Source organism: Thermoflexibacter ruber (assembly GCF_900113045.1).
GTDB lineage: Bacteria > Bacteroidota > Bacteroidia > Cytophagales > Thermoflexibacteraceae > Thermoflexibacter > Thermoflexibacter ruber.
This window is the reverse complement of record NZ_FONY01000067.1, coordinates 1-12,249: the sequence shown is the minus strand read 5'-3', so window position 1 is coordinate 12,249 and position 12,249 is coordinate 1. Positions and strand designations below refer to the sequence as shown.

Below are 12,249 nucleotides of genomic sequence, written 5' to 3'. Positions count from 1 at the left end.
GGCAAATCCACCATTGACCCCAATGATGAAATCCAAAAGTACATCGCTACTCACAAGTTCTCCAGCATAGCAGAGGGTGCTGCTTACTACGATAAGTTGGAACACATGGGCTTGACTCATATCCGCTTTGAGGATGCTTGTACTTCGCTGAGAACCAAAGTAATAACCGATGTGTATGGTGATGCTCCCACTGCCGAGCAGTTAGAAGAGTTGCGAGATATTCTACAAAGAGAAAGGTGGTTGCTTCCAGAGGGTATGGAAAAATACTTCCATTACGTTTCCGAAAATCCTAATGCTTTCAGAGGAGAAGTCAAAAAACCTACCTATACTTATTATTATGAGGTAGTCAAGGACTCCAAAGGCAATAGATACGACCTTGTGGTGAAAAGGTTGGATGAAAATGAAATGATAAGCGTAGTTTATACTTCCTATGTTTTTGTAACCGAAGGAGCAAGCAAAGAGGACATAGTAGTTCACCTGCATTATGCCACGGGGGACGGTATGGAGTGGAGATTCTCTCCCAAAGATTACTTAGAAGTGGTTTACAGCAAAAATAATAGTACAGTCATAGAAAAGGCAGTAGGCAAAATGGAAACATGTCTTTTGCCCAATGTCCCCAAAACTAAACTGTTGGAGAGAGATGCCTCTAAGGAGTTTTCTAACAAAGAAGCTATCAGAAAAGCAGTAGAGATTATGTTGGTAGCTTATGAGAAGGTAGTGCCTAATGCTTAAAATGTCCTACTCAGACCTACTCACTTTTCAGGGAGGTCTGAGTATTTTCCCTTAGTACTATCCCTGCTTTATTTTCCTCAAAAATATTTTTATTTCCTCAATTAACTTTTGTAAATTTATCTGTTAAAATCAAAACCTTAGCAGATGAATATTTGGCAACACTGCTTACTTTCCCAACGCAAATTTGGAGGGCAACCACAAGACTATGAGGAAGTTCATACTTTTATGGATTCCTCAAAGCTATTTTTTTATCACTTCAAACATCGTGCTTTACTGCATCATTTGTTTGGAGTGGAGTTAGCTATTCGATTATTAGGCAATTTTATGGTCAATGCAGAAGGTAAAACTGTATTGGTAAGAGATGTTGCCGTAGAGCATTGTAGGGAAGATTTAGACGGCAAAATTCCTACTTTGTTTGATTGGTTCAAGGACAGTGAACATCTCTTGAAAGATATGCAAGTACCAGAAATCCAAGAGGAAACTTTGCAGGAATTTGTATATATGCCTTATCTGAGAAGTGGCTTAAAAGCGAGCTTACTGATTACTTGTAGTGATTTTGGGGTGCATTTGGTCAGAGTTTTTTTAGGAACTGAAAAAGCAATGCTCTGGGCAAGTTTACTTAAAGGAAATATACAAGTAAAAAATTTGTTGCCTACCCTCCAACTCAAAGAAAAGTGGCAATATTCTCCGCAAAAAGAAGAATTAAAATGGTTAGAAAGGCAGGAAAGAACAATGTACCGAAACAATCTTACATTTTCCAATGAGTAAAGAAAAAGTTAAAAAGTTCGTTAAATCTATACAAGAGCAAAATAAAATCATCATAGCAGAATGGGACGCAGGCGGGGACGACACCCCCTGCTGGTTCAGTATTACCGATAATAAAGGGCAAAAACAAGAGGAAATCAAGCAGTATGAAAAGTATATAGACATTCTCAGGGATTGCATCATTGATACTTTGGACTTGCCGAATGCTGGAGAGTATTACAATAAAGGCAAGGGAATCATTACTTATAACAACGGAGAAGTAGAAATTCACTACTCCGCCAAAGAGTTTACCAACGAGTATGAGGAAGACATTTTAGAGTTTAATTTAGAAGATAAATTTGGCTTGCTTGATTATCAGCACAAAGCAAACATCGTTTTTTCTTTGAGATATGGGGAAAGTGAGGAGAGTATCTATGACCTTTGGGCTGATAGAGATACTGAAAATCAGGATAATTTCTCTATCCAAGTCCGTATTTTAGAGGGAGATAATATAGCCGTTACCGAGGAGATGCACGCCTATTACAAAGCGCAGTTTGAGCAGATAGGTAAACGCTATGAAGCAGAATTGGGTGGTTATTTTGACGATAAAATACTCTGCGAAGTAGTGATTTCTTACAATGAAAAAGATGAACTTGGCAAAGGGTTTTTAAAAATAGATAAATACTATCAGTGGCAAAGAATACACGAAGATGAAATAGCGGTTTTAATCAGTTAAAATATGGGTTTTTTTACACAAGGAATTGAATTTGAGGATATTGACTCGGTTCTAAAAATTTACAAGAAGCAACAACGAACCTTAGCAGAAGTCTTGTCGTTTTTTAGTCAGGAGGCAAATAGGAATCGGGTAAGTGCTATTTATGAGCAGATTGTTCCCTTAACGGTAAAAGAGGCGATTTCTTTGCCTAATTCCGAACAGAGAGCAGTTGCCCTTAAAAATTTTTCTATTGAGGAGATTGTTGAAAGCCTAAGGGCGGTTTTAGTAGATAAACAAACGGTAAAGAAATCACATATTCGCTGGGACGAGAACTTAAAACCGTATAAGCACGAATTTGAAGATACTTACGAATTGTACAGAATTGAAGCTGAAACTTTGGGGATACAGTCGCGTTGGGCATGGCAGTCCGATTTTGAGGTCTATTTCGTCAAGTGCAACTGCACCTCTACTAACCGTCAGTATTATTTATACGTGCCACAATATATAGGTATGCAGAAAGATGCCATAGAAGCGATTGCGTGGACAATGCGTTTTGGGAATCAACCTTTGACCAAACAGCAATATTTGAACTTAATGTATAGTGAAACTTAGTATAAAACTTAAAATACAAAACTATGAAAATAGAGAAAGTTTACCGACATGGTGATGTGGTCTTGTTCAAAGTACAAGATGACGAACCAATCAATCAAAAAGGCGGGGTCTTTACAAAAGAGCTAATATTAGAACATGGAGAGGTAACGGGACATGCTCATCGCTTGGCTGGCGAGGTAGAGGTAGTCGCTGAAAATGAAGCTAAAAAGGAAATCACCTTCAAAGTATTGGATAAAGCAGTGCTTACACATGAAGAACACGACAGAATAGTATTAGAAAGAGGTATATATCTGAAAACAAGCCAAGTAGAATACAATCCCTTTGATGACATGATTCAGTGGATTAGGGATTAGCTGGGTTATTGATTTTTAAATCCTATAAGATGCTATGAACCTTATAGGATTTAATTTTACACCACCACATTCACAATCTTGTTCTGCACTACGATTACTTTTTTGATAGGTTTACCATCTGTCCACTTTTTGATAGCTTCGGAGGCAAGCACCTCTGTTTCTATCTCTTTGGCGGGCTTGTCCACAGGGAACTCTATCTTGGTGCGAACTTTTCCATTGACAGAAATTGGGTACTCAAAGGCACTTTCTTTCAAATATTCCTCGTTAAATTCGGGGAAAGTGGCTCTTGTAATGCTGGTTACATGCCCCATTTTTGCCCATAATTCCTCTGTAATATGTGGAGCGTAGGGAGATAGAATAATCAACAAAGGTTCTAATACTTTTGCCTTATTGCATTTCAAATCGGTTAGCTCATTCACACAAATCATAAAGGCAGGAACAGAAGTATTAAAAGAATAGCGTTCAATATCTTCTGCTACCTTTTTAATCGTTTTGTGCAAGATTTTCAACTCTTCCTTCGTAGGTTCAGCATCTGAGATATTAAAATTGCCTTTTTCATCAAAAAACAATTTCCACAACTTGCGTAAAAATTTATAAGTGCCATCTATCCCCTTGGTACTCCAAGGTTTAGACTGCTCCAATGGTCCTAAAAACATTTCATAAAGTCGCAAGGTGTCTGCTCCGTATTTTTCCACAATATCATCAGGATTAACTACATTGTAAAGGCGTTTGGACATTTTCTCTACCGCACTTCCGCAGATATATTTGCCATCTTCCAAGATAAATTCTGCCTCTGCTAAGTCAGGTCGCCATTTTTTAAATGCCTCTATATCAAGCACATCATTTTCTACAATATTCACGTCCACGTGCAGTTCCGCTACCTCATATTGGTCTTTCAAACCTTTGGAAACAAACTTGTTAGTTCCATTGATGCGGTAGGCAAGTGCACTTTCGCCTTGAATCATGCCTTGATTGATTAGCTTTTGGAAAGGTTCGTCATGCCCAATAAAGCCCAAATCGTACAGAGCCAAATTCCAAAAACGACTATATAGCAAATGTCCAACAGCGTGTTCCGTTCCACCGATGTACAAATCTACCGCTCCCCAATAGTTTACCGCTTCTTTGCTCACAAACTCCTTTTCGTTTTGTGCATCCATGTAGCGCAAGAAATACCAAGAAGAACCTGCCCAACCCGGCATGGTGGAGAGTTCGTAACTATACTGATTTTGATACTTCCAATCTTTTGCTCTGCCAAGTGGAGGCTCACCCGTTTCCGTAGGTTTGTACTCGTCTATTTCAGGCAAAACCAAAGGCAACTCACTGCTATCCAACAAGTAAGGGATTCCGTCTTTAAAGTAAACAGGTACAGGCTCACCCCAATAACGCTGACGACTAAACACTGCATCGCGTATTCTGTAATTAATCTTGCCCTTGCCTATTCCTTTTTCTTCTGCAAATTTGATAGCAACTTGGATAGCCTCATCACTTTCCAAACCGTTCAAAAAACCTGAATTTATCATTTTGCCCTTTTTCTTTTCTGTAGGGTTTTCCATCGTTTCTGTTCCCTCTATCACGTAGATAATCGGCAAGTTAAAATGTTTGGCAAAGCGAAAATCTCTGTCGTCAGAACTTGGAACAGCCATCACTACGCCTGTTCCGTAGCCTGCTAATACATAGTCAGCTACCCAAAGTTCTACTTTTTCCCCTGAGAAAGGATTAATTACATAACTCCCTGTAAATACACCCGATACAGTTTTTACATCTGCCATTCTTTCTCTTTCTGAGCGATTTTTTGCCTTGCTCACATACTCTTCCACTGCCGCTTTATGCTCAGGAGAAGTCAAAATAGGTATCAATTCATGCTCAGGGGCTATACTCACAAAGGTAACGCCAAAGGTGGTGTCAATGCGGGTGGTGAAGACGGTTAAAGTAATGTCTTTTCCTTCAACTTTAAAATCTAACTCTGCCCCATAGCTTTTTCCTATCCAATTTCTTTGCGACTCCTTTAGCGATTCCGACCAATCTATTTTTTCCAAACCTGCCAATAAGCGTTCTGCATAAGCAGTAATACGCATCATCCACTGCTTCATCTTTTTGCGCTCTACGGGGTAGCCGCCACGTTCCGAAAAGCCATCTTTTACTTCGTCATTTGCCAAAACTGTTCCTAAGGCAGGGCACCAGTTTACGATTGCTTCGGACAAGTAAGTCAGCCGATATTTTAGTAAAATATCGGACTTTTCTTTTTCAGAAAAATTTTGCCATTCCTGAGCAGAAAAGACAGGAGTATCTTCATCACAAGCCGCGTTGATATTGGCATTTCCTTCTTTTTCAAAGGTTTGTATGAGTAAGTCAATATGTTTGGCTTTTCCTAAACCTTCATTAGCAGGGTCAGAATAGTCATACCAAGCATTGAACAATTGGGCAAAAATCCACTGCGTCCACTTATAATAAGCGGGGTCGCAGGTTTGGACTTCCCTGCTCCAATCGTAGTTAAAGCCAATTTTGCGAAGTTGTTTTTTATAAGTATCTATATTTTTGGCAGTTGTGATAGCGGGGTGTTGCCCTGTTTCTATTGCATACTGCTCGGCAGGTAAGCCAAAAGCATCAAAGCCCATAGGGTGCAAAACGTTGAAACCTTTGAGTTTTTTGTAGCGAGCCACAATATCGGAAGCAATATAACCAAGCGGATGCCCTACGTGCAAACCTGCCCCAGAGGGATAAGGAAACATATCTAAGGCGTAAAACTTAGGTTTTGAGGTATCATTTTCTACCTTATAAATTTGATTTTCCTCCCAGTATTTTTGCCACTTGGCTTCTATATCTTTATGATTGTACTCCATTTTTTTTGAGTGATGAATGATAAATTATGAATTATTAATTTTTTAAAAGTGGTTTGAATTAATATTTAATTCCGTTAGGAATGGTATATTGGTAGAAGTTCTAAAATCATTAGGCTAAAATAACTCCTTAGGAGGGGCATATCTCACCCCTACGGGGTTAATTCAAACAGTTTTTAAGTATTACTTTTTGTTGATAATCCATAATTAATAATTTATAATTATAAAAGTTTGCAAAGATACAAAATGAAATAATTTGAAAAAAGTTTTAATGAGTATTGTCTGAAAATTAGCCAATAGCTACAAAGCATGCTTCTAATTCCCTATCTTTGCAAAAAAATTAGTAGATTCAAGATAAAGCATTATGGCAAATCCCAATTTTATAGATTATGTAAAAATCAACTGTCGTTCAGGAGCAGGAGGCGCAGGCTCAAGACATTTCCGTAGAGAAAAATATATTCCTAAAGGAGGTCCTGATGGCGGTGATGGTGGTAGAGGTGGGCATGTGATTTTGAAAGGTAATGCTCAGCTATGGACTCTATTGCACCTTAAATATACCAAACATATTTTTGCGGAAAAAGGAGAAAATGGGCAAGGGGCAAACTGCACAGGAAGGCAAGGCAAAGATGTTTACATAGAAGTTCCTATTGGTACTATTGCCAAAGATGCAGAAACAGGAGAAAAAATGGCAGAAATTACAGAAGACGGGCAGGAAATTATCTTGCTTACAGGTGGGCGAGGAGGCTTAGGCAACACGCACTTCAAAACACCCACAAACCAAGCCCCGCAATATGCACAACCAGGAGAAGAAGGACAAGAAAAATGGATTATAATAGAACTGAAACTCTTAGCAGATGTTGGTTTAGTAGGTTTTCCCAATGCAGGCAAGTCGACCTTGCTTTCTGTGGTGTCTGCAGCTAAACCTGAGATTGCTGATTATCCTTTTACTACTATCGTGCCTAACTTAGGGGTAGTCAGTTATTACGACAATCAGTCCTTTGTCATGGCTGACATACCAGGTATCATTGAGGGAGCCGCAGAAGGCAAGGGCTTAGGCGTAAGGTTTCTAAGGCATATAGAGCGAAATTCCGTCTTGCTTTTTATGATTCCTGCCGACAGTAAAGACATCAGGGCTGATTACGAAATCTTGCTAAATGAATTGAGGAAGTACAATCCAGAACTCTTAGACAAAAAGCGATTATTAGCAATCACAAAGTCCGATTTGCTGGATAGCGAACTACAACAGGAAATGGAAAAAGAACTACCGTCGAACATACCCGCTGTTTTTATTTCTTCTTTGACTCATCGGGGTATCAGTGAATTAAAAGACCTGATTTGGAATAGTTTGAAATGATTGTAAAAGCAGGCATCAAACTTCTGAAAAGTTTGATGCTTCTGCTCGCAACCAATTTAGAAAATCGGTGCTACAAGAGCAGTAAAATTCAACACTATGTCTTACTCACTAACACTATTTTCATTTTATCTGCCTTGGCTACTCCTTTGTAAAACTCAAGCCATTCTTTGTATTTTTCTTTGGGAAAAACATTTTTGTTTAGGCTCACTTGGCGAGTATAAATAATTCTGTTCCCTTCAAAATTGATGCTTGCTTGGTATTCTCCAAAAGCAGATTGTATGTTTACATCTTCGGGCTTGTGTTCTAAATAATAGCCTTCGGGAAGTTCAAACTCTATGGTTTCTTTGTCATAAAAATCATAAGAACTTACTTGTACTTCCTCTTGGCGATTTTCTATCTCTTGGGGGATTTTTTCCCATTTAGAAAGGAGATTGGGCTGTAAGAACAAACGCTTTCCACTTTTTGAAGCCAAAGCATTAATTTTCACTTTCAAATTTTCAGAAACTGTGGGTATCCTACTTTTTTGGCGACTTAGGTCAAAGCCTGTAATTTCAAAATTGGCGATTTTTGTTTTCTCATAAAGCCATGCTTTTTGTCGGTCTTTGGAAAGAGTCGTGTAATAGTCTATGCCATTTTCATCTTGCTTTAGCCCACTGTATTGCGTATGGATTTCTGCGGTGGCATTTCCCTCTAAGTCAAGTTTGACTATGGCTTTTCTTTCTGAGAAATTGTCTTTTTTCTGGTAAGTAGGGGTACGCACCAATTTTCCACCCTCTGGAGTTACCAGCAAGGCATAGCGGTCATCAGTAAAATCTCCCATGTAACCCGCAGCTTGGGATTGGCTGGTACACTCCAACCAGAGCGTGTCTTTTTCCAAAGGTACGCAAAGAATTACGTGGTTAAACTGCCTTGAAGGAAAGTTTGGGTTAAATCTGTATTTTTCTCCTTCTGAACCTGCTCTAATGAGTGTATAATAAGACTCTATGCCTGCTGTTTTAAGCAAGGCTTTCATGTAGTTAGAGAGGGCTTTGCAATCCCCGTAGCCCTTGTTATCGACTTCTGAAGCAGGAAAAGGTTGCCAACCCCCTATTCCTAACTGCACACCTACGTAACGAGTTTTGGACTGCATATATTCGTACAAGGTCTTGATTTTGTCTAATTTATTGGGAATAGAGGCTGTCATTTCTTGGATTTTGGCTTGAGTAGCTGGGAGGAGTTCTTCTCTGCCTTGGTTTAGTAGGTTACTCCACTTTCCTAAATCTTCCCAAGTGTTCATTTCACCTTTGTAGCCCTCCACCTCGAAAATAGAAGGAGCAACCTGTAAAATCTCCATTTTATCGCTACTCATTGGGGCATAAGGTTCTCTTTTGGGTTTCACAGCTACGTTTGCCCAATTCCACTGATAGACTTTTTTACCTGCTCGCTCGCTTATTTCTACTTGGGCAGTCAAATTTTGTCCGTAATAGCGCAATTCAGGAAAGTCTTTGGGCAAACAGACCTCGAGTGTAGCACTTTCTACCGAAATTTTGGGGTCAGGCTGAGTGTACCAAGTGGTATAATGCAACAAATTTCTGTCGTCCAATTCGTATTCAAACTCTACCGTATAGGGATAAGTGCCTTTGGCTAAGGTGGCTACCTTTACTCTATCATCTGAAACAAAGGTAAAGCCATCAAAAGTCGCTACATCTTGAATGTCTGATTTTTTGAGTTTTGCTACCACTTTGCCAAATTGGTCATACACCTTGCCCTCTATGTAGTTGATTTTGGTGAGCTTATCGTAGCCTATTTGTTTCTTAGTATAGCTATCTGCTTCTTCATTAAAGATAGTAATAGCATATATCACTTTTTGGGTAGCCCGCCCAATGTCATGCACATCAACGATTACTTTATCTGTGCGGACTACGGCTTTTGCTCCCTTGATGAGTTCCGCGGGAATCTTGTTTACTTCGTATTTGGGTGGGTCGCCTGCTTGGAGTTGTAAAACTAAAAAGGAGAATGTGAATAATAAAAATAGTTTTTTCATCAGAGTTTAAGGTTTAAATGAATTACTAATGACTAATTATCAATTAGTCATTAGTAATTTATTTTTACTTCTTTTTCAATACAATCTGTTCATTTTGCTTGGCAACTATACCTGCAAAAAAGTTTTTCAAATCCTTGTATTCTTCTGCTTGGAAAAGCGCGCGACTGACGGTGAGTTTGCAATTTACTTGTATCAGATTGGCAGTCTGATTGCTTATCAAATAATCAAACTTTACTGTTTTATCTCCAAATATATTTCGCGTAGATTTGGGCATTTCTTCTACTACGTATCCCTCTGGAATAGTAAAGTTCATAAAATAGCTGTACTCAAAAGGAAAAGCAAAGTCCACAGGAAAATTACGTTCTTCTAACTTAAACGGGTTTTCCTTCCATTTGTACGAGAGCATAGGGTTGAGGTAAATCCTATCCCCGCCAGTTTCGGCAAACTCATCGCCTTGGTAAGTAGCCTTGCCTTTGAGGGGTTTGTCATACTCGCTTAGGTTTTCATAAGTAAATACTACCTTGTTTTCTTTGATGTCTTCTTTCTCCTCTTTTTCTTCTCCTTCGTTTTCAGAGGTTTTTTCCTTTTTCTCTTGCTTGCCTAATTTTTTCCTTGCATCTAATGCGGCATAGCCCGTCAGTGTTTGGTTGATTTCTCCTTTTAGCGTGCCATCAGGCAATAAGTCCAATTTGGTGTAAATCAGTTCTGTAGATTTGTAGCGATTGAGCAGATTAGCCCAGCCAAATTGCCCTCCTTTCATTATCAATAAACCTGTTTCGCTCAGGGCATAAGCAGGGAGCATGTCCACAGGACGCATGGGGTCAGTGGCATCTAAAAGGTGTTCTTCTTCATCAAAAGCTACATAAGCAATATTATAATTGAATTTAGACAAAATAGGATAATTCACATTGATTTTGCCATGATTACGGGTACTGAGCAAAATAGGATAGGCTTCCAAACCTGCCTCTTTGAGCATAGCAACCAACAGTAAATTAATTTCCGCACTGCCTCCTGTCTTTTTTTCCAAGACATCTTTCATTTTGATTTCGGTGTATATACCGTCGTCGTCATTGTATTTGATGTTATTTTTTACATACTCATAAATAGCAGTCATCTTGTCTTTGGCGGCAGTTTTTCCCTCTATTAACTTGGCTACCAAGTCTTTGATTGGAGAACGTTTTTCTATATAACCGCCATATTCTTCCCTTTTAAGTAGATTTTCCACCAACTTTTCCCAACTATCCATCACAGGACGCAGGGGGGCTTGAGGATATTGATAAGAAGCTAACTGAAACTCTATCAAATTGATACAGTCGCGAATAGAAGTAATGAATTTTTCGTTTTTAAAGGCTGGCACATCTTTCATCACCCAGCGATTAGTATTCACACGATAATCCAGTTTGTGGTATTCTGTATTGGTACGTGTTACAACCCCTTCACCTCTATCTTTGAGAGCCAAAGTAATGCTTCCATTTTTCTCTTCTTTTGTATGCTCAGTGAAAGGCATATAGCTTTGGCTATTAGATACATAGTTAAAGTACTCAGGGATTTCAGTAACATATTCGCTGTATTCTGTAGGATAAAAATCTTGGAACTTCCATACAGGCAGATTGAATAAGAAATCAGAAATAACCTCGTATTGATATTCAATCACAGAACCTTCTTTGACGTTGGGCATAACAAATTTTTTGTATTGCCAGTTGTTACTTTCTTTGCTGTCAAAAATGGCATCTTTTTCTAATTTTGTTTTTTCTACTTTTCCGTCTTGGTAGTTGTAGGTAAAACCTTTGAGGTCAGCAACTTTTTCTCTGTTATCTGCACTTGCATAATAAAGTGGAATCTCTATATCAGCCAATTTATAGGCATCTTTTTTCAAGATTTTTACTTTCTTATAATGGACGAATACGATTTGAAAATCAGAAGTTTGGCTGTACTTGAAATAAGTGCGACCATAGTCCGTGAGAATAACTGCACTTGCTTCGGGGTCTTTGGGATAGGAGGTCATCTTTACCTCCTCGTCCTCGACTTTTCCGAACTTGGGAGCGGACTGAGCGAAACTTGTACTGTTAGCAAAGCAAAGTAGTATTCCTAAGCATAGGAAAGATATTAAAAACTTGGTTTTCATTAGTTTAAAATGGTTAAATAGTAAAAAAGCCGCCCTTAAATTAGAGCGAGAAAATATTTAGTAAAAAAAGAACATTTTAATAAATTGATTTCCTGAGAAAGAGAGAGATACTTCATTATCTCGGAAATGAAAGCAAAACTGGTAAGAAAATCTTTTGTGTAATATATACGTAGTTTGTGGACAAAAATATTTAAAATTTTTTAAAAATTAAAAAAAAAATTTGGGCTTTTTTTCATCTTATTTTTTGCAACTTACCCTCTATTGTTCATTAAAATTTACATTAAGTAATTGCAAAGAGTATAACTTCGCTTAAAGATAAAGCTATACTCTTTGCAATCAATTTTTCGTCTAAACTAAAAGAGGGCTATACTTTTATTTTGCCCTACTGCTTACGTGCTTAAATTTTTATAATTTTTATTGCAAGTTCTTCTGCCTTTTTGTTAGGGCTTATTTCAATAGCTTGTTTTTTAGAATCCACTACTTGATTGCTTATTTCTTTCCCTGTAATCACATCTATCCAGCTAACTTTGTATTTCCCTTTGGGTAGCGAGATAAGCAGGCTCATTGCTTGATAGCTTTCGCTATAAATAGCCCACTGGGTAGCTTTGTCAGAAAGGCAGTAGGTATCCGCTCCGTATGCAGCTATGATACTTTGATTATCAGGTCTTAATTTTGCTAAATCAAAACCATAGAGGAAGTTGCGTAATATTTGAAGTTGTTTTCGGAAAGTTGGACTACCATGCCCAGGCGCGAT

The 12,249-nt window shown here is 38.4% G+C and carries 9 protein-coding genes and 1 pseudogene; 6 read left to right on the top strand and 4 right to left on the bottom strand.

Annotated elements, in window-relative coordinates:
• From BM141_RS23250 to BM141_RS21075, 5 genes are all read left to right on the top strand, one after another.
• On the top strand, positions 1-732 hold a 732-nt coding region (locus tag BM141_RS23250; protein WP_177217492.1), incomplete at its 5' end, for a hypothetical protein.
• 144 nt (positions 733-876) lie between these two features.
• Positions 877-1,500 (top strand): DUF6915 family protein, encoded by a 624-nt coding sequence (locus BM141_RS21090; protein WP_091549434.1) that lies wholly within the window; start codon positions 877-879, stop codon positions 1,498-1,500.
• Positions 1,493-2,212, top strand: a complete 720-nt coding sequence (locus BM141_RS21085; protein ID WP_091549433.1) for a hypothetical protein — start codon at positions 1,493-1,495, stop codon at positions 2,210-2,212. Before BM141_RS21090 ends, BM141_RS21085 begins: the two co-directional genes overlap by 8 nt.
• A 3-nt stretch (positions 2,213-2,215) precedes the next feature.
• Positions 2,216-2,803, top strand: a complete 588-nt coding sequence (locus BM141_RS21080) for a hypothetical protein (protein ID WP_091549432.1) — start codon at positions 2,216-2,218, stop codon at positions 2,801-2,803.
• A gap of 23 nt (positions 2,804-2,826) precedes the next feature.
• Positions 2,827-3,156, top strand: coding sequence for a hypothetical protein (locus BM141_RS21075; RefSeq protein ID WP_091549431.1), 330 nt, complete (start codon positions 2,827-2,829; stop codon positions 3,154-3,156).
• Positions 3,157-3,212: 56 nt separating this feature from the next.
• On the opposite strand, the gene leuS is transcribed toward BM141_RS21075, so the two are convergent.
• Positions 3,213-5,996, bottom strand: coding sequence for a leucine--tRNA ligase (gene leuS, locus BM141_RS21070; protein ID WP_091549430.1), 2,784 nt, complete (start codon positions 5,994-5,996; stop codon positions 3,213-3,215).
• Positions 5,997-6,357: 361 nt separating this feature from the next.
• On the opposite strand from leuS, the gene obgE reads away from it, so the two are divergent.
• Positions 6,358-7,347 (top strand): GTPase ObgE, encoded by a 990-nt coding sequence (gene obgE, locus BM141_RS21065; protein WP_091549429.1) that lies wholly within the window; start codon positions 6,358-6,360, stop codon positions 7,345-7,347.
• A gap of 94 nt (positions 7,348-7,441) precedes the next feature.
• Here obgE and BM141_RS21060 read toward each other — a convergent pair whose 3' ends face one another.
• From BM141_RS21060 to BM141_RS23245, 3 genes and pseudogenes are all read right to left on the bottom strand, one after another.
• Positions 7,442-9,370, bottom strand: a complete 1,929-nt coding sequence (locus BM141_RS21060; RefSeq protein WP_091549428.1) for a DUF3857 domain-containing protein — start codon at positions 9,368-9,370, stop codon at positions 7,442-7,444.
• A 64-nt stretch (positions 9,371-9,434) separates the two neighbouring features.
• Positions 9,435-11,495: a transglutaminase family protein gene (locus tag BM141_RS21055; protein ID WP_091549427.1), complete on the bottom strand. Its 2,061-nt coding sequence runs from the start codon at positions 11,493-11,495 to the stop codon at positions 9,435-9,437.
• A 397-nt stretch (positions 11,496-11,892) separates the two neighbouring features.
• Positions 11,893-12,249, bottom strand: a pseudogene (locus BM141_RS23245) (hypothetical protein); the annotation flags it as partial.